We start from the raw sequence: 18367 nt of genomic DNA on the forward strand, positions 1-18367 counted from the left end.
AAGCACCGCACCTCCCGCCTACCGCCTACCGCCTACCGCCTACCGCCTACCGCTCAGAGCGTGCGCAGCAGCACCGCCGGCTGTTCCACACAGTCGGCGACGTACCGCAGGAAGCCGCCCGCTGTGCCGCCGTCGCAGACGCGGTGGTCGAAGGTGAGGGAGAGCTGGACCACCTGGCGTATCGCCAACTCGCCCTGGAGCACCCAGGGTTTGGGCACGATGCGGCCCACGCCGAGCATCGCGGCCTCGGGGTGGTTGATGATCGGCGTCGAGCCGTCCACGCCGAACACGCCGTAGTTGTTCAGCGTGAACGTGCCGCCGGTCAGCTCGGCCGGGGTCAGCGATCCGGTCCGCGCCGCCTCCGTGAGCCGCCCGAACTCGGCGCTCAGCGACTCCGCGTCCCGCGCATGCGCATCCCGCACCACCGGTACGACCAGGCCCCGCTCCGTCTGCGCGGCGAAGCCGAGGTGGACCGCGTCCAGGCGGACGATCTCGCGGGCCTCCAGGTCGACCGTGGCGTTCAGCTCCGGGTAGCGGGCCAGGGCCGCCGTGCAGATGCGGGCGAGGAGCGCGATCAGGGAGATCTTCTGCCCGGCTGCCGCGTTGCCGTTCATCGCCTTGCGGGCGTTCATCAGCTCCGTGGCATCCGCGTCCACCCAGCAGGTCGCGTCCGGGATCTCACGGCGGCTGCGGGACAGCTTGTCCGCGACGGCGCCCCGCACCCCGCGCAGCGGCGTACGCGTCTGGCCCACGGCCGTACGGGTCTGGCCCACGGCCGTACGCGCGGTCTCCTCGGGTGCCGTGTCCGGCTGCGCCGCGCGCTGGGCGGCACGCACCGCGTACTCCACATCCGCGCGCAGGATCAGCCCGTCCACCCCCGACCCGGTCAACTCCCGCAGATCCAGGCCGTTTTCCTTCGCCAGACGCCGTACGAGCGGGGAGATCACCGGAACAGGTCCGTCCGTGTCCCGCGCGGGCCGATCCGTGTCCCGCGCGGGCGCAGATGTTCCCCGTGCGGGAGCGGATTCGTCCTGTGCGCGAGCGGGTGCGGGCGTTCTCCGCTCGGGCTCGGCCGGGGCCGGCCGGCTCTCCGCGGCACTCGAACGCTCCGCGGCACTCGAACTCTCCGCTGCACGCGTGCTGTCCGTTCCGGCGCCGGAACCGACGCCCGGGGGCCGCACCCGGCGCCGACGGGGCGGGGCCGCGCCCGTGCCGTACCCGACCAGGACGTTCCCCGACGACTCCGGCTCGCCCTTGTCCGCACGGGCACCGCTCTCCGTACGGCTCGACGCCCCGCCACCGGTGCCGTTCAGCCCCGACGACGCGCCGTCTCCGGCATCGGCGCCGACCGCGACGGTCAACAGCGGTGCCCCTACGGGGAGTTCCGTGCCCTCCTCGCCGAATCTGGCGGTGACCACGCCTGCGTACGGACAGGGCACCTCGACCATCGCCTTGGCCGTCTCGACCTCGACCACCGGCTGGTCCACCGCGACCACGTCGCCGACGGACACCATCCAGCGGACGATCTCGGCTTCCGTGAGCCCCTCGCCCAGGTCGGGCAGAGCGAACTCGAAGACCTGCGCCATCAGCTGTCCCCCTCCCACTGCAGCCTCGCCACTGCGTCCAGGATCCTGTCGACACCGGGCAGATGATGCCGCTCCAGCATCGGCGGCGGATACGGGATGTCAAACCCCGCGACCCGCAGGACAGGCGCCTCCAGGTGGTGGAAGCACCGCTCCGTGACCCGCGCGGCGATCTCCGAGCCCGGTCCGCCGAACCCGCCCGACTCGTGCACCACGACCGCGCGGCCGGTCCTGCGCACCGAGTCGCAGACCGTCGCGTCGTCGAACGGCACCAGCGAGCGCAGGTCCACGACCTCGAGCTCCCATCCCTCCTCACGCGCGGCCTCCGCGGCCTCCAGGCAGACCGGCACGGAGGGCCCGTACGTGATGAGCGTCGCACTGCGGCCGGTGCGCCGCACCACGGCCCGTCCTATCGGTTCAACGCTCGCCGGAGCGTCCGGGTTCCAGGAATCCTTCGACCAGTAGAGGCGCTTGGGCTCCAGGAACACCACCGGGTCGTCGGAGGCGATCGAGGCGCGGAGCAGGCCGTACGCGTCGGCGACCGTGGCCGGTGTGACGACGTGCAGGCCCGGCGTCGCCATGTAGTAGGCCTCGGAGGAGTCGCTGTGGTGCTCGACGCCGCCGATGCCGCCGCCGTACGGCACACGGATGGTGATCGGGAGCGGCATGGCGCCCTTCGTGCGGTTCCGCATCCGCGCCACGTGGGAGATCAGCTGCTCGAACGCCGGGTACGCGAACGCGTCGAACTGCATCTCCACGACCGGCCGCAGACCGTACATCGCCATGCCCACGGCCGTGCCCAGAATGCCCGCCTCCGCGAGCGGGGTGTCCGTACACCGGTCCTCGCCGAACTCCTTGGTGAGGCCGTCGGTGATGCGGAAGACGCCACCGAGCGTGCCGACGTCCTCCCCCATCACATGCACGCTAGGGTCCGCGGCGAGCGAGTCCCGCAGCGCGCGCTGCAGGGCCTGCGCCATGGACGCGGGTTTCACCGCCGTCGTACTCGGCTTGTCCGCCACGGTGGTCATCGCTCGGCCTCCGCTTCCAGCTCGGCGCGCAACTGGGCCGCCTGCTCGCGCAGTTGGGTGGTCTGCTCGGCGTACACGTGCGTGAACAGGTCCATCGGGTCCAGGACCGGGTCCTGGTTCATGCGCTCGCGCAGGTCGGCAGCGAGCGCCTCGGCGGCGTCCTTCGCGCCCTGCCTGCGGGCGTCGTCGAGGAGGCCGCGCGCCGTCAACTCGCCTTCCAGGAGCGCGATCGGGTCGTGCGCCCGCCAGGCCTCCACTTCCGTGTCCCCTCGATAGCGCGTCGCGTCGTCGGCGTTGGTGTGCGCCTCGATGCGGTACGTCACGGCCTCCACCAGCGTGGGACCGCCGCCCTCGCGCGCGCGGCGCACGGCTTCGGCGAGCACGTCGTGGACCGCCGCCGCGTCGTTCCCGTCGACCAGGCGGCCCGGCATTCCGTACCCGACGGCCTTGTGGGCCAGGGACGGTGCGGCGGTCTGCTTGGCGAGGGGCACCGAGATCGCGAATCCGTTGTTCTGCACGAGGAAGACGACCGGCGCCTTCCACACGGCCGCGAAGTTCAGCGCCTCGTGGAAGTCGCCCTCGCTCGTCCCGCCGTCGCCCACCATCGCGAGCGACACCACGTCGTCGCCCTTGAGGCGGGCGGCGTGCGCGAGGCCCACGGCATGCGGAAGTTGGGTGGCGAGGGGGGTGCACAGGGGCGCGACGCGGTGCTCGTGCGGGTCGTACCCGGTGTGCCAGTCGCCGCGCAGCAGCGTCAGCGCCTGCACCGGGTCGAGGCCGCGGGCCACGGCGGCGAGCGTGTCGCGGTAGCTGGGGAAGAGCCAGTCGCGCTCTTCGAGGGCGAGCGCGGCGGCGACCTCGCAGGCCTCCTGCCCGGTGCTGGACGGGTAGACCGCGAGCCGGCCCTGCCGGGTGAGCGCCGTCGCCTGCGTGTTGTATCTGCGGCCGCGCACCAGCTGCTCGTACAGCTCGAGCAGCAGCGCCGGGTCCGCCTTGGCCGCCGCCTCGGTGCCGAGGACGCGGTACGGCCTGGCATCGGGCAGCAGTGGGGCGGGGTCCGTACGGGGCTTCCAGGCGGGCGGCGGGCTGGGTCGGTAGGACCCCCGCTGCTCCATGACCGGGCTCTGGTTCTTCACCGCGTGCACCTCCTCGATCAAAGGGGTGGCGCCGAGCGCCTCGAATATCTCGAATGTCCTGAATATTGGGTGGTGATCAGGGGTCGTGCAGATGTCGAGAGAGACGCGGCTGTGCGATGCGCCTCACCTACCGATTGTTCGGTCGTCGGCGCATTTTGGCTACAGGCACCTCCAGCCTGTGGACAAACGGTTCTCCACAGCCTGGGATAGATGCAGTACGTCCATGGTAGGGAGGCGGGGGGACATGGCACCTGAACGAATGGCCGACCAGGGCTCCGACGACGCGGAGGATCCTTCGGTGACACCGCCCGCGGCACAGCCCACGGCACGGCCCACGGCGCCCCTGCCACCGCCGCGCCCGCTGGACGCCATCGACCGGGACATCCTGCGGATGCTGCGGACGGACGGTCGCGCCTCGATACGTTCCGTGGCCGAGCACGTTCATGTGTCGCGGGCCAACGCGTACGCACGGATCAACCGGCTGATCGAGGACGGCGTGATCCGCGGCTTCGGGGCGCGCGTCAACCACGAACGTGCCGGGCAGGGAGCCTCCGCGTACATCACCCTGAAGATCGTGCAGAACTCCTGGCGCACGGTCCGCGAACAACTCAAGGAACTCCCGGGCGCGGCCCACATGGCGCTGGTCAGCGGCGACTTCGACGTACTGCTGCTCGTCCACACGCCGGACAACCGCACCTTGCGCGAACTCGTCCTGACACGGCTGCAGTCGATCCCGGAGGTACTGAGCACGCGCACGCTGCTGGTCTTCGAGGAGACGGATCTGGATCATCCGGAGGATCCGGGGGGTTAGGGGTCGCGGGGCTGCGTGCTTGGGCTTGCTCGGGGCTGTCGGCGGGGCGACTGCAGGTCGTTTCCGTGTTTGGGGGCGAGTCCAACCTCAGCGCGCCCGACGCCTGGGGAACGAGCCCAATCCAGCCCGTCCGACGCTCAGGGGACGAGCCCCATCAGCCTGTCCGGCGTTTGAGGACGGAGCGCGGAGCGCGATGCGGGGTCTGGCGCAACGCCCCGAAGCTGGGGGCCTGGGGGCGCAGCCCCTGGAGCCGTCCGCTGAGGACTTTCGGGAAGGGGCGGGGAGGGGAAAGAAACCCGCCCCCACCCCGAACCTCACTCCTCCGTACGAAGCCCCGCAAAAGCCAAGTGCACCACCGCTTCGGCGATCTCCTCATCGTCCATGCCACGGCCCCCCGGCCGATACCACTCGACGATCGAGTTGATCATGCCGAACAGCAGCCGAGTAGCCAGCCTGACCTCGACATCCGCCCGCAGATCCCCATCCGCGACGGCCGCCTTGAACAGCTCGGCCACCTGGTGGTCGAACTCACGGCGCCGCTCCATCGCCCACTGCTCCGTCGCCGTGTTCCCCCGCACCCGCAACAGCAGGGTTACGTAAGGGAGTTCGGCGGTCAGTACGCCGACCATGCGCCGGGTGACGTACTCCAGGCGGTCCACAGCCCGCCCCACGCGCGCGTGCTCCTCGTCGAGGATCGCGAACAGGCCGTCGAGGGCACGGCTCACCGCGCGGCGCAGCAACTCCTCCTTGCCCGCGACGTGGTGGTAGATCGAGGACTTGGAGATGCCGGCAGCCTTGGAGAGGTGCTCCATGGACGTGCCGTCGTAGCCCCGCTCGTTGAAGATCCGTACGGCGACGGCGAGAAGCGTCTCGGGCGTGTACGTGTCGCGTCGTGCCGTGGTCATGGGCGGACCGTCTCTTCCTGGGCGTGGACGCGCCGGCGCAGCCCCAGAGAGGGTGCGTAGCGGCCCGTCGGCTGCTGGTCGTGCATGCGGGACAGCAGGTCGTGCAGCCGCTCCAGACCGACGCTCTCGCCCCAACTCAAGGGGCCCTCGGGGTAGTTCACGCCGAGCCGCATGGCCGTGTCGATGTCGTCGGCGCCCGCCACACCCCGGTCCAGGGCGTCGAGCGCGATGTCGAAGAGCATCGCGACCGTACGGGCCACGATCAGGCCGGGCACGTCGGCGAGGACGACCACCTGCTTGCCGAGCGCCTGGAAGAGCCCGACAGCCTCCCGCAGCGCGGCCTCCGAGGCCGTCACCGAGGGGGCGACGGCTATCAGCGGGGTGGTCCCGTAGCAGCGAGCGAGGTCGAACTGGACCGCGTCCCCGTGGCTGGTCGCCATGGCCCCGTCCGTCGCCGAGAACAGGCGCGCCCCGCAGGGGAGCACGATGAACGCGCTCTCTGAAGCTTCCCTGCGCACCGCGACTCCGGCCTTCTTGAGGAGGCCGACGAGCGGTTCAGCGGGCCCGAGGTCCCCGTGGACGGTCACCTCCGCGGGCGCGGCAGCGGGCTCCTGAAGCACCGGTTCCGGCCGCTCGGCGCCCTCGGCGTAGTCGTACCAGCCGTGCCCGGACTTGCGGCCGAGGCGGCCTGACTCGACCAGGCGACGCTGCGCCAGCGAGGGGGTGAACCTCGGGTCCTGGAAGAAGGACTCCCACACGGAGCGCGTCACGGCCTCGTTGACGTCCTGGCCGATCAGGTCGGTCAGCTCGAAGGGGCCCATCCTGAAGCCGCCGCACTCGCGCAGGACGGCGTCGACGGTGGCGGGGTCGGCGACACGTTCCTCGTACGCGCGCAGCGCCTCGGCGTAGAAGGGGCGGGCGACCCGGTTGACGATGAAACCCGGGGTGTCCGCGCACCGCACAGGGCTCTTGCCCCAGGCCTTCGCCGTGTCGTACGCGCGCGTGGCGGCGGATTCCTCGGTGGCGAAGCCGCTGACGACCTCGACGAGCGGGAGCAGCGGTGCGGGGTTGAAGAAGTGCAGGCCGACGAACCGGCCGGGGCGTTCGAGGCCGCCCGCGATGGCGGTGACGGACAGGGACGACGTGTTCGTGGCGAGCAGGCAGTCCGCGGAAACGATCCCTTCCAGTTCGCGGAACAGGGCCTGTTTCACGTCGAGTTGTTCCAGTACGGCTTCGACGACGAGGCCGCAGTCGGCGAGCTCAGTGAGCGCTCCGGCGGGCTTCAGACGGGCCTGTGCGGCGCTGCGGTCGTCCTCGGACAGCCTGCCCTTCTCGACGAGCCGGTCGAGGCGGGCGGCGATCGCCGCGGCCGCCTGCTCGGCGCGCCCCGGCACGGCGTCGTGCAGCAGCACGGGGTGTCCGGCGACCAGGGCGACCTGGGCGATGCCCTGCCCCATGGTGCCGGTGCCCACGACGGCCACCGGGTTCGTGCGGTCGAGTCCTGTCATGCTCGCGATCCTCCCGCATGGGTTGTCCACAGGTCCGGCCGACCCCTCTTGTCCCGACCGATCGTTCGGTTACTCTAACTCTGTCCTCCTGTTCCAGCCCAGCTCGACGAGGAGTTGTCCCTCATGGCCGCCGCAGTAACCGCGCAACAGCTCATCGAGAAGCACCGGCCCACCCTCGACCAGGCCCTGGAAACCATCCGCACGCGTGCGTTCTGGTCCCCCCACCCCGAGCACCCGAAGGCCTACGGCGAGAACGGCTCGCTGGACGCGGCCGGGGGCAAGGCGGCCTTCGACGCGGTCATGAGCACCCGCCTCGACCTCGACCAGCCGGGCACCGACGGCTGGGTGAGCGGCGAAGTCTCGCCCTACGGCATCGAGTTGGGCGTGGAGTATCCGCACGCCGACCCCGATGTGCTGCTGCCCGCGATGCGCGCCGCGCTGCCGGCCTGGCGGGACGCGGGCGCCGAGACCCGCGCGGTGGTGTGCCTGGAGATCCTGTCCCGCATCAGCGCCCGCACGCACGAGTTCGCGCACGCGGTCATGCACACCAGCGGCCAGGCCTTCATGATGGCGTTCCAGGCGGGCGGCCCGCACGCCCAGGACCGCGGCCTCGAAGCCGTGGCGTACGCGTACGTGGAACAGACCCGCACCCCGGACGCAGCGGACTGGAGCAAGCCGCAGGGCAAGCGCGACCCGCTGAACCTGCGCAAGCAGTTCACGCCCGTCCCGCGCGGCATCGCCCTCCTGGTCGGCTGCAACACCTTCCCGACGTGGAACGGATACCCGGGCCTGTTCGCCTCCCTCGCCACCGGAAACCCGGTCCTGGTCAAGCCGCACCCGCGCGCGGTGCTGCCGCTCGCGCTCACCGTCCAGGTCGCCCGTGAGGTGCTCGCGGAAACGGGGTTCGACCCCAACCTGGTGGCGCTGGCCGCCGAGCAGCCCGGCGAGGGCATCGCCAAGACCCTGGCCGTGCGCCCCGAGGTCCGCATCATCGACTACACGGGCTCGACGTCCTTCGGTGACTGGCTGGAGACCAACGCCCGCCAGGCGCAGGTCTACACGGAGAAGGCCGGCGTCAACACGGTCGTCATCGAGTCGACCGGTGACTACAAGGGCATGCTGTCGAACCTCGCGTTCTCCCTGTCGCTGTACAGCGGCCAGATGTGCACGACGCCGCAGAACCTCCTCATCCCGCGCGACGGCATCACGACCGACCAGGGCCCCAAGTCGTACGACGAGGTGGTCACCGACCTCGCGGGCGCGGTCGACGCCCTGCTCGGGGACGACGCCCGCGCGAACGCCCTGCTCGGTGCCCTGGTCAACCCGGATGTGAAAGCACGCCTCGAGGCTGCTGCCGGTCACGGTGAAGTGGCCCTGGCCAGCCGGGAGATCAGCAACCCCGAGTTCCCGGGAGCCGTGGTGCGCAGCCCGCTCATGGTCAAGCTGGACGGCACCAAGCCGGACGCGGAATCCGTCTTCCTGGACGAGTGCTTCGGCCCGGTCTCCTTCGCGGTGGCCGTCGAATCCCCGGCGGACGCGGTGGAGCTGCTGCGGCGCACGGTGCGCGACAAGGGCGCGATGACGGTCGGCGCGTACTCCACGTCGCAGGAGTTCGAGCACCAGGTCGAGGAGGTCTGCCTGGAGGAGTGCGCCCAGCTGTCCCTCAACCTCACGGGCGGGGTGTACGTCAACCAGACGGCGGCCTTCTCCGACTTCCACGGCTCGGGCGGCAACCCGGCGGCGAACGCGGCACTGTGCGACGGCGCGTTCGTTTCCAACCGCTTCCGTGTGGTGGAGGTCCGCCGGGAGGCGTGAGCACACGCGCGTGGTGATGACCGCTCCGGCCGCCCGGCCAGTGCGGCCGCCCCGAGGCGACCGCGGCCTCGGCCGGGTGGTCGTCACATGGGGGCGGGCCGGCCGGAGGTCGTCGACCAGTGGAAGAGCGTCATGCCCACGCTGGTGGCCAGGTTGTAGCTGGACACCTGGGGGCGCATCGGCAGGGCGATGAGTTCGTCGGCGCGCTCCCTCAGTTCGGCAGAGAGGCCTGAACGCTCCGAGCCGAAGGCGAGCAGTGCGTCGTCGGGCAGGGTGACCGAGCGGATGTCCTTGCCCTCGGGGTCCAGCGCGTAGAGCGGCCCGGCGGGCAGTTCGTCGACCTGGAGGCGCTCGACGGCCGTCGCGTAGTGCAGCCCCGCCGCGCCTCGGACGACCGTCGGGTGCCAGGGGTCGAGGGAGCCCGTCGTGACGACTCCGGTGGCGCCGAATCCGGCGGCCAGGCGGATGACGGCGCCCGCGTTGCCGAGGTTGCGCGGGTTGTCGAGGACCACGGAGGGTGCCGGCCGCCGCTCCTGTGCGAGCACGGCGAGCTGGGCCTGCCGGTCGGGGCGCACCGCGAGCGCGGCGACTCCGGTGGGGTGCGCCCGCGGCACGAGCCCGCGCAGGGCCTCGGCCGGTACCTCCAGGGCCAGCTCGGCGATGCGGGCGCGGACATCGGGGGCCAGCTCGTCGGCGAGCGCCAGGGCGGCGTCCTTGCCGCTGGTCAGTACGGCCGGCACGGTGGCGCCGAACCGCAGGGCGTGCTTGAGGGCGTGGAACCCGTCGAGCAGGACGGCCGTTTCGCTCAGCACCCGCCAGCGGCGCACAGCCCCGTCCACGTCCTCCGCACCACTCATGCCGTGCAGCCTACGTGGGCCTATGAGGGGGACCGTCCGCGCGCCGGGAGAGCGCTCCGTTCAGGACTCGGGGCGCCTCAAGGGCGCGGGGAGACGTCCACCTGGGGCGGGTCGCCCGGTGGCTGTTCCGCATCCGACGGGACGGTCTGCGGTGCCCCCGTCCCGTACGCCTCGTCCCGACCCGTACCCGTAGCCGTGCCCGTACTGCCCCACTGGCCGGGCACGCCGCGCGTGCGGGTGGACAGGGCACTACGCGCGCGTGCGGCCCGTTTTCCGATGCGGCGCAGGAACGTGGTGGGCAGGAAGACCGCGTCGACCGCGATCATCGCGAGCGAGAAGAAGGGCAGTCCGAGCAGGACGGCGATCACGGCGTGCTCGATCATCATGGCCGCGAGCAGGACGTTCTTGACGCGTCGGTTGAAGAGCGTGAATGGGAACGCGACCTGCACGATGACCGTGCCGTAGGTGATCAGCATGATCGCGGTGCCGTGCGTGGAGAGCAGCTGGGAGAGGGCGGGCCAGGGCGAGAAGTAGTCGAGGTGCAGCGGGTAGTAGACGGCGGTGCCGTCCTGCCAGCGACTGCCCTGGACCTTGTACCAGCCGGCCGTCGCGTAGATCAGGCAGGCCTCGACCATGATCACGAACAGGGCGGCGTTGTGCAGGAGGTTGCCGACGACGTCGCACAAGGCTTGCGGCTGCGAGCCGGGGGCCCAGCGGCCGAGCAGCCACCACAGGCCGTGCGCCGACCAGAGCGTCCAGAGGATCAGCGCCCATCCCCAGCCGAGGTGCCCGAGGAACGTCACCAGCGAGAGGGAGAGCCCCAGAATCCACCACAGCACGGGCCCGACCCGGTCGGGATCCGCCGCCGCGCTCCCCCTCTCCTGGCCTGGCTCGGGAAAACCGTCCGCACGCGCGCGTGCCGTGGCGTCCACATGCTCGTGTGCCGTACCGTCCGCACGCCCCTCTTCCGTACCGTCCGCACGCGCGCGTGCCCTACGAGCTGCCCGGCGCGCGTCGAGCGACCAGACCTGGCCGCAGCGCGTCAGGACCAGGTACATCGCCATGAGGTGGATGACGTTGTCCCCGCCGTCCCCCACGAACACACTGCGGTTGAGCAACGACAGCGCGGTGACCATGAACAGCACGGACATCGTGCGCGTGCGCCAGCCGAGCATCAGCAGCACGCTCGAGACGATCGCCAGACCGTAGACGCACTCGAACCAGACGCGGCTGTCGGTCCACATCAGTGCCGTGAAGGCCTGGTTGTCGAGGATCAGCCGGTGCGCGAGCTCCCAGCTCCAGGGGCCCTGCGGCCCGTACAGCTCATGCCGGTGGGGGAGTTCGCGCAGCAGGAAGAACAGCCAGGTCGCGGAGAACCCGATCCGGATCACGGCCGTCTGGTGCGGGCCGAGCGCGGCGGACGTGATCTGTTCGAGGCCACGGGAGAGCGCTGTGGGCGGGCGGTGGAGGCGGTTCACCGGTCACGTACCTCCATGTCCTGGGACGTGACGTTCCACCACGGCAGCAGGCGGATCACAGGTTTCGGGTCGAGCTTCTCGCCGCTCCACGAGGGCGGCTGCACATTGGTGGTCACCGACCTGACCTGCACGCTCAGGAAGTTGTCGCTGGACTGCGCCGGCTCCTCGCGGCCGATGCGGAGCACCGCGATCCGGCGCAGGTACTCCTCGGAGAGTTCGCCGCGCATGCCGTTCGGCCGGTTCCGGGTGTCGTGCGTGGACGTGTAGTAGTCCCAGGCGCGGCGCAGCTGGTTCTGCTGGGTGTGGCTGGGCACCAGGTTGCCGTCGATGGCCGCGCCGTCCTGGGCGGAGAGCCCGTGCCACTCGGTGTGCCGGATGCCGCCGTCCTCGGTACGGAACTTGGCCCTGGCCTCGACGGCGATGTTCTGCTGCAGCGGGTTGGGGGCGAACAGCTTCCAGTTCTGCTCGAACTCGGGATAGACCCAGTCGTCGACGGCCTGGCCGTGCTGCTTGGACACCGTGTTGGGCGGGGCCACGTGCAGAAAGACCATCGCGAGGTGCACGCAGGTCACGAGCGCGACGATGGCGAGGACGAGGGCCGCGGCGACCTGGTACGGCGGTGAGAGCGCGGCGATGCCGACGCGGGGTCCGGGCGGCGGCCGTCCACCGGCGCCGCGGCCCTGCTCGTACCCGTCCATCGCGCCCGCTCCCGTCCCCGCCCGCTGATTCGCCCTCGGCACGGTACTCAGCCGAGGTGGCCACGCACAGCGGCCCTGAGGTTATCCACAGGGTTGACACCGTATGGCCGCCGGTCCCACCATTGAAATCGACGGACCGAACGATCGGTCGGTAGATTGATCAAGGTGGCGGCCCACCCGCCACGCACAGGGACGCAGGAAAAAGGGGGCCTGGCATGGAGACGGTGACCGCGCAGGACCGGACCACGGCGTTCGACGCCGCGGTCGCCGCGGACGAGCGCATCGAGCCGAGGGACTGGATGCCCGACGCCTATCGGGCGACGCTCGTCCGGCAGATCGCCCAGCACGCCCACTCCGAGATCATCGGCATGCAGCCCGAGGCGAACTGGATCACCCGCGCCCCTTCCCTGCGCCGCAAGGCCATCCTGATCGCCAAGGTCCAGGACGAAGCCGGCCATGGCCTGTATCTGTACAGCGCCGCGGAGACCCTCGGCACCGGCCGGGACGAGCTGCTCGACAAACTGCACTCCGGCCGCCAGAAGTACTCATCGATCTTCAACTACCCGACGCTGACCTGGGCCGACGTCGGTGCGATCGGCTGGCTGGTGGACGGCGCCGCGATCACGAACCAGGTCCCCCTCTGCCGCTGCTCATACGGCCCGTATGCCCGCGCGATGGTCCGTATCTGCAAGGAGGAGTCCTTCCACCAGCGCCAGGGGTACGAATCGCTGCTCGCCCTCAGCCGCGGCACCCCGGGGCAGCACGAGATGGCGCAGGACGCCGTGAACCGCTGGTGGTGGCCGTCGCTGATGATGTTCGGCCCGCCCGACGACGAATCGGCGCACTCCGCGCAGTCCATGGCCTGGAAGATCAAGCGCCACTCCAACGACGATCTCCGCCAGCGCTTCGTGGACATCTGCGTCCCCCAGGCCGAAACCCTCGGACTGACGCTCCCCGACCCGGAGTTGAAGTGGAACGAGGACCGGGGGCACTACGACTTCGGCCCCATCGACTGGACCGAGTTCCGCGAGGTCCTCAAGGGCAACGGCCCCTGCAACGAACAGCGCATCACCCAGCGCAAGCGCGCACACGACGAAGGCGCCTGGGTCCGCGAAGCCGCCGCGGCGTACGCGGCCAAGCACGACACGGCACGGCACACCGCTCAGGCCGGCGCAGCCCCCGCGGCAGCCACGGCACCACTCCACGGGGAGGCGACGGCATGACCGAATCGACCGACTGGCCGCTCTGGGAAGTCTTCGTCCGCTCCCGCCGCGGCCTCTCCCACACCCACGCCGGCAGCCTGCACGCCCCGGACGCGGAGATGGCCCTGCGCAACGCCCGCGACCTCTACACCCGCCGCAACGAAGGCGTCTCCCTCTGGGTCGTGCCCTCCGCCGCGATCACCGCCTCGTCGCCCGACGAGAAGGACTCGTTCTTCGAGCCCGCGGGCGACAAGCCGTACCGCCACCCGACGTTCTACGAGATCCCGGAAGGAGTGAAGCACCTGTGACCGCGCCCACCGGCACCGACCGGACAGAAGCACCCGTGACCGCAGCCACCGGCACCGGCCGCCCCGAAACCGCGAGCGGCACCACCGGCACCGACCCGGCGATCACCGCGGCCGCCCTCGCCCTGGGCGACGACGCACTGGTGCTCTCCCACCGGCTGGGGGAGTGGGCCGGCAACGCACCCGTACTCGAAGAGGAGGTCGCCCTGGCCAACATCGCCCTCGACCTGCTCGGCCAGGCCCGCATCCTGCTCTCCCAGGTGGGAGACGAGGACGAACTCGCCTACCTCCGCGAGGAACGCGCCTTCCGCAACCTCCAACTCGTCGAGCAGCCAAACGGCGACTTCGCGCACACCATCGCGCGCCAGCTGTACTTCTCCACCTACCAAGCCTTCCTCTACGCGGAGCTGGCCCGCTCCGAAGGCCCCTTCACCGCCCTCGCGGCCAAGGCGGTCAAGGAAGTCGACTACCACCGCGACCACGCCGAGCAGTGGACCCTCCGCCTCGGCGACGGCACGGCAGAGAGCCACACCCGCATGCAGCGCGCGGTGGACGCACTGTGGCGGTACACCGGCGAGATGTTCCAACCCGTCGACGGGCTCACCACCAGCCACGGCATCAACTGGACGGCTCTTGAGGCGAGTTGGGAACACTCCATCAGCGAGACCCTGCGCGGCGCGACGCTGACACTCCCCGAGACCCCGCGTTCCGGCGCCTGGACAGCAGGCGCCGGCCGCCAGGGCCTGCACACCGAACCCTTCGGCCGCATGCTCGCCGAGATGCAGCACCTGCACCGCAGCCACCCGGGGGCGACATGGTGATGACCCCACTCGAGTCCCGCCTCGAAGAGCGCCTCAGGGAACTGGCCGGCTCAGTCCCCGACCCCGAACTGCCCATGATCACCCTCGCGGAACTGGGCGTGGTCCGCGGCGTCCGTGTCCTCGGCCCCGGCAGCGTCGAGGTGGAGCTGACCCCCACCTACACCGGCTGCCCCGCCGTGGAGACCATGACCGCCGACATAGAGAAGGTGCTCCACGACCACGGCATGCCCGAGGTCAACGTCCGCCGGGTCCTCGCCCCGGCCTGGTCCACGGACGACATCACCGACGAAGGGCGCCGCAAGCTCGCCGAGTCCGGCATCGCCCCACCCCGCGCCGGCCACGGCCCCGTCGCCCTCACCCTCGCCGTGCACTGCCCGCACTGCGGCTCCACCGACACCGAACTCCTCAGCCGCTTCTCCTCCACCGCCTGCAAGGCACTGCGCCGCTGCGTCACCTGCCGTGAACCCTTCGACCACTTCAAGGAGTTGTGATGGCAGGCAAGCCCGGCACCCTGGCCCGCTTCCACCCGCTCCGCGTCACGGCCGTCGACCGGCTCACGGACGACGCCGTGGCCCTGACCTTCGACATACCGGCCGAACTCCGCGCCGAATACCGGTTCGCACCGGGCCAACACCTCGCCCTGCGCCGCCAGACGGACGGCACCGAGATCCGGCGCACCTACTCCGTGTGCTCCCCCGCCCTCGACCCTGACGGACCCGGGCAACTGCGGGTCGGGGTGCGCATGGTCGAAGGCGGCGCCTTCTCCCCGTACGCACACAAAGAGATCGCCGTCGGCGACGTACTGGACGTGATGACGCCCGCCGGGCGCTTCACCCTGGAGCCACAGCCCGGGCACTATGCCGCGATCGTCGGCGGCAGCGGCATCACCCCGGTGCTCTCCATCGTCTCGACGCTCCTCGCCCGCGAGCCGAACGCCCGGTTCTGCCTCGTACGCAGTGACCGCACCGCGGCCTCGACGATGTTCCTGGAGGAGGTGGCCGACCTCAAGGACCGCTATCCGACGCGATTCCAGCTCGTCACCGTCTTCTCCAGAGAGGAGCAGCAGGCCGGAGTGGTGACCGGTCGGCTCGACGAGGAACGCCTCACGCATCTGCTGCCCGCACTGCTGCCCGTCGACGACATCGCGGGCTGGTTCCTCTGCGGCCCCTTCGGCCTGGTCCAGGGCACCGAGCGGGCCCTGCGCTCCCTGGGGGTGCGCAGAAGCCGGATCCACGAGGAGATCTTCCACGTCGACAACGGCGCCTCGGCGCCCGCACCCGCCGCCACCGCACCCGCGCACAGCACGGTGACCGCGACGCTCGACGGCCGCTCCGGCACCTGGCCCGTGCAGGACGGCGAAGCCCTGCTCGACACGGTGCTGCGCAACAGATCGGACGCACCGTACGCCTGCAAGGGCGGCGTCTGCGGCACCTGCCGGGCGTTCCTGGTCTCGGGAGAGGTGCGCATGGACCGCAACTTCGCCCTCGAACCCGAGGAGACGGAGGCCGGTTACGTCCTCGCCTGCCAGTCCCACCCGGCCACGGAGAAGGTGGAGTTGGACTTCGACCGTTGACCGTCCCGCACACCTTCCCTTCCCCTAGAACCTGTTCTATCTTGACGACCCGTCAGATCAGGGTCCGCCGCCCGGGCCCTAAGGACTGCACCGGAGCCGGGGAGGACAGGCAGTGGACTTCACCTTCACCGAAGAACAACAAGCAGCCGTCGAGGCAGCCAAGGCCGTCTTCGCCACCACCACACCCGACGCCGTACCCAGCCCCGCCCTCACCACCAGAGCCGTCGCCGACGACTTCGACCGCACCCTGTGGAACAACCTGGCCCAGTCCGACCTGCTGAGCCTGCTCATCGACGAGGAACACAACGGCGCAGGCCTCGACGCCATCGCCCTCTGCCTCGTCCTGCGCGAATCCGCCAGAACACTCGCCCGCGTACCCCTCCTGGAGAACAGCGCCGCCGCCCACGCCGTACAGACCTACGGCAGCCCCGAGTTGAAGCAACGCACGCTCCCGGCCACAGCCCGCGGCGAACTCGTCCTCACCGTCGCCACCAACGGCCGCACCGGACACGACCCCGCCGAACTCGCCGTCACCGCCCGCCAAGACCCGAACGACCACAGCTGGACCCTCGACGGCACCCAGACAGCAGTGCCCTGGGCCCACAACGCCGACCTGATCATGGTGCCCGCCCACACCCCCGAGGGCCGCACCGTACTGGCCGCCCTCCACCGCACCCAGGACGGCGTCACCCTCGCCGACCAGTACTCCACCAACGGCGAACGCCTCGGCGAACTCCACCTCGACTCCGCCCGCATCCCCGCCACCGACGTCATCGACACCGAGGGCGCCTGGGACTCACTGCGCACCCTCCTCACCACCGGAACGTGCGCACTCGCCCTCGGCCTCGGCGAAGCCGTACTCGCCATGTCCAGCGACTACACCAGCAAACGCGAACAGTTCGGCCACCCCGTGGCCACCTTCCAAGCCGTAGCCGTACAGGCAGCAGACCGCTACATCGACCTGCGCGCCATGGAAGTCACGCTCTGGCAGGCCGCCTGGCGCATCGCGACCGCAACCGACGGCGCACTCCCCGCGGCCGGCGACGTGGCAGTCGCCAAGATCTGGGCCTCAGAAGGCGTACGACGCGTCGTACAGACCGCCCAACACCTGCACGGCGGCTTCGGCGCCGACACCGACTACCCACTGCACCGCTACCACGCCTGGGCCAAACAGCTCGAGCTGTCACTCGGCCCCGCGGCAGCCCACGAGGAAGCCCTGGGCAACCTCCTCGCCGCCCACAGCCTCAGCTGAAGCGAGCCCCTCACACGACGGCGCCGGGCTGCCCCTCAGCATCCACGACGGGGCGGCCCGAAACAGCCCACGCCTCCATGCCACCGGCCACGTTCACGGCGTCGATGCCCTGCTGCGCGAGATACATCGTCACCTGCGCGGAGCGCCCGCCCGACCGGCAGATCACATGGACCCGACCGTCCTGCGGCGCCGCGTCGGTCAACTCGCCGTACCGGGCCACGAACTCACTCATCGGAATGTGCAGCGCACCCTCCGCGTGACCTGCCTGCCACTCCGCGTCCTCACGGACATCGAGCAGAAAGTCACCGTCCGCGAGCTCAGTGACATCAACCGTGGGCACAGATCCGAAAGCCATACCCCGACGCTACCGGACCTTCCCCACCCACCGAACGCTGACCTCGGCAGTCGACAGCCCAGGCACACGGTCCTCAACTTACGGGCCGAACCTACGAGCCGAGCCGACAGGCCGCCCCGCAGCCGGCCTCAACCGACGAGCCGCCCCAGCTCCGCCTCACGCTCGGCGACCTGCGCCAACAGCTGCTCGGCGATCTCCTCCAGCAGCCGGTCCGGATCGCCCGGCGCCATCCGCAGCATCGAACCGATCGCGCCCTCCTCAAGATCCCGGGCCACCAGCGTCAGCATCTCCTTGCGCTGCGCCAGCCACTCGAGCCGCGCGTACAGCTCCTCGCTCTTGGTCGGCCGATCAGCCTCCGCCACCGGCCCGGCGGCCCACTCCGCCGAAAGCTCCGTCAGCAGAACCTCGTCACCCCGGCCGTACGCCGCATTGACGCGGACCATGAACTCCTCGCGCCGCTCCCGCTCCTTGTCGTCCTGCGCCAGATCGGGATGCGCCTTGCGCACCAGCTCGCGATAGAGCCTGCGCGCCTCATCACTCGGACGAACCCGCTCCGGAGCCCGAACCGGCAACTCGGACAACATCGCCGAGGCCTCCGGCGACAACCCGTCGGAGTCCATCCACTCCTGGAACAGCTCCGACACATCAGGCATCGGCATCACCCGAGCCCGCAGCTCCTGCGCCCGCCGCACATCCTCGGCATCCCCGGTACGCGCCGCCCGCGCCTCCGCGATCTGCGCGTCCAGCTCCTCGAGCCGCGCATACATAGGACCGAGCTTCTGGTGATGGAGCCGCGAGAAGTTCTCCACCTCGACCCGGAACGTCTCCACCGCGATCTCGAACTCGATCAATGCCTGCTCGGCAACCCGCACCGCCTGCTCGAGCCTGGCCTCGGGCCGCTCGTCATCGGGCCGGTTCGCCGCGTCCTCCGGGTTCGTCACGCACCCAGCGTACGGCCCGGGGGCGGCGGGCTTCACTCCCCACTCGGGGCGGGGCCCCCTCCCCCCTCCCTCCCCCACCCCACCCCCCGAAGTCCCCGC

General features: G+C 70.7%; 18 protein-coding genes. 8 read left to right on the plus strand and 10 right to left on the minus strand.

Annotated elements, in window-relative coordinates; translation table 11 throughout:
* Window positions 1–53: 53 nt before the first annotated feature.
* The 3 genes from RCO28_RS35050 to pdhA are packed head-to-tail and all read right to left on the minus strand — an operon-like array spanning window position 54 to window position 3726.
* Complete coding sequence (locus RCO28_RS35050; RefSeq protein ID WP_308945409.1) at window positions 54–1586, minus strand: dihydrolipoamide acetyltransferase family protein; 1533 nt, start codon at window positions 1584–1586, stop codon at window positions 54–56.
* Complete coding sequence (locus RCO28_RS35055) at window positions 1586–2611, minus strand: alpha-ketoacid dehydrogenase subunit beta (protein WP_308945410.1); 1026 nt, start codon at window positions 2609–2611, stop codon at window positions 1586–1588. The genes RCO28_RS35050 and RCO28_RS35055 overlap by 1 nt, the downstream gene beginning before the upstream one ends.
* On the minus strand, window positions 2608–3726 hold the full coding sequence (gene pdhA, locus RCO28_RS35060) for a pyruvate dehydrogenase (acetyl-transferring) E1 component subunit alpha (RefSeq protein ID WP_308945428.1): 1119 nt from the start codon (window positions 3724–3726) through the stop codon (window positions 2608–2610). Before pdhA ends, RCO28_RS35055 begins: the two co-directional genes overlap by 4 nt.
* A gap of 265 nt (window positions 3727–3991) precedes the next feature.
* Between pdhA and RCO28_RS35065 the strand changes: the two genes are divergently transcribed.
* Window positions 3992–4558, plus strand: a complete 567-nt coding sequence (locus RCO28_RS35065; RefSeq protein ID WP_308945411.1) for an Lrp/AsnC family transcriptional regulator — start codon at window positions 3992–3994, stop codon at window positions 4556–4558.
* 314 nt (window positions 4559–4872) lie between these two features.
* Here RCO28_RS35065 and RCO28_RS35070 read toward each other — a convergent pair whose 3' ends face one another.
* Window positions 4873–5463, minus strand: a complete 591-nt coding sequence (locus RCO28_RS35070; protein ID WP_308945412.1) for a TetR/AcrR family transcriptional regulator — start codon at window positions 5461–5463, stop codon at window positions 4873–4875.
* The gene (locus tag RCO28_RS35075; RefSeq protein WP_308945413.1) at window positions 5460–6971 is read right to left on the minus strand and encodes a 3-hydroxyacyl-CoA dehydrogenase; all 1512 of its coding nucleotides are present in this window, start codon (window positions 6969–6971) and stop codon (window positions 5460–5462) included. Before RCO28_RS35075 ends, RCO28_RS35070 begins: the two co-directional genes overlap by 4 nt.
* A gap of 123 nt (window positions 6972–7094) precedes the next feature.
* On the opposite strand from RCO28_RS35075, the gene paaN reads away from it, so the two are divergent.
* Window positions 7095–8786, plus strand: a complete 1692-nt coding sequence (gene paaN / locus RCO28_RS35080) for a phenylacetic acid degradation protein PaaN (RefSeq protein WP_308945414.1) — start codon at window positions 7095–7097, stop codon at window positions 8784–8786.
* Between the two features lie 83 nt (window positions 8787–8869).
* Here paaN and RCO28_RS35085 read toward each other — a convergent pair whose 3' ends face one another.
* The 3 genes from RCO28_RS35085 to RCO28_RS35095 form a co-directional block, all read right to left on the minus strand.
* Window positions 8870–9643, minus strand: coding sequence for a TrmH family RNA methyltransferase (locus tag RCO28_RS35085; protein WP_308945415.1), 774 nt, complete (start codon window positions 9641–9643; stop codon window positions 8870–8872).
* 77 nt (window positions 9644–9720) lie between these two features.
* Window positions 9721–11121 (minus strand): HTTM domain-containing protein, encoded by a 1401-nt coding sequence (locus RCO28_RS35090; protein WP_308945416.1) that lies wholly within the window; start codon window positions 11119–11121, stop codon window positions 9721–9723.
* Entirely contained in the window at window positions 11118–11861 is a 744-nt protein-coding gene (locus RCO28_RS35095; RefSeq protein WP_374991306.1) for a DUF5819 family protein, read from the minus strand. Before RCO28_RS35095 ends, RCO28_RS35090 begins: the two co-directional genes overlap by 4 nt.
* A gap of 173 nt (window positions 11862–12034) precedes the next feature.
* Between RCO28_RS35095 and paaA the strand changes: the two genes are divergently transcribed.
* The 6 genes from paaA to RCO28_RS35125 all read left to right on the plus strand — a co-directional run bounded on the left by paaA (window position 12035) and on the right by RCO28_RS35125 (window position 16972).
* Complete coding sequence (gene paaA / locus RCO28_RS35100; protein ID WP_308945417.1) at window positions 12035–13042, plus strand: 1,2-phenylacetyl-CoA epoxidase subunit PaaA; 1008 nt, start codon at window positions 12035–12037, stop codon at window positions 13040–13042.
* The gene (gene paaB, locus RCO28_RS35105) at window positions 13039–13329 is read left to right on the plus strand and encodes a 1,2-phenylacetyl-CoA epoxidase subunit PaaB (RefSeq protein ID WP_282536851.1); all 291 of its coding nucleotides are present in this window, start codon (window positions 13039–13041) and stop codon (window positions 13327–13329) included. The genes paaA and paaB overlap by 4 nt, the downstream gene beginning before the upstream one ends.
* Before the next feature lie 35 nt (window positions 13330–13364).
* Window positions 13365–14147, plus strand: a complete 783-nt coding sequence (gene paaC, locus RCO28_RS35110; RefSeq protein ID WP_374991309.1) for a 1,2-phenylacetyl-CoA epoxidase subunit PaaC — start codon at window positions 13365–13367, stop codon at window positions 14145–14147.
* Entirely contained in the window at window positions 14141–14638 is a 498-nt protein-coding gene (gene paaD, locus RCO28_RS35115) for a 1,2-phenylacetyl-CoA epoxidase subunit PaaD (protein WP_308945418.1), read from the plus strand. The genes paaC and paaD overlap by 7 nt, the downstream gene beginning before the upstream one ends.
* 20 nt (window positions 14639–14658) lie before the next feature.
* Window positions 14659–15720 (plus strand): 1,2-phenylacetyl-CoA epoxidase subunit PaaE, encoded by a 1062-nt coding sequence (gene paaE, locus RCO28_RS35120; protein ID WP_308945431.1) that lies wholly within the window; start codon window positions 14659–14661, stop codon window positions 15718–15720.
* 112 nt (window positions 15721–15832) lie between these two features.
* A complete protein-coding gene (locus RCO28_RS35125; RefSeq protein WP_308945419.1) occupies window positions 15833–16972 on the plus strand; it encodes an acyl-CoA dehydrogenase family protein in 1140 nt (379 codons plus the stop codon).
* Window positions 16973–16982: 10 nt separating this feature from the next.
* Here the strand turns inward: RCO28_RS35125 and RCO28_RS35130 are convergent, their stop codons facing one another.
* Together RCO28_RS35130 and RCO28_RS35135 are read right to left on the minus strand one after the other, a co-directional pair.
* Window positions 16983–17312, minus strand: coding sequence for a rhodanese-like domain-containing protein (locus tag RCO28_RS35130; RefSeq protein ID WP_308945432.1), 330 nt, complete (start codon window positions 17310–17312; stop codon window positions 16983–16985).
* A 143-nt stretch (window positions 17313–17455) separates the two neighbouring features.
* Complete coding sequence (locus RCO28_RS35135; protein ID WP_308945420.1) at window positions 17456–18268, minus strand: hypothetical protein; 813 nt, start codon at window positions 18266–18268, stop codon at window positions 17456–17458.
* Between the last annotated feature and the right edge of the window lie 99 nt (window positions 18269–18367).

This window comes from Streptomyces sp. LHD-70, from assembly GCF_031157275.1.
Taxonomy (GTDB): Bacteria; Actinomycetota; Actinomycetes; order Streptomycetales; family Streptomycetaceae; genus Streptomyces.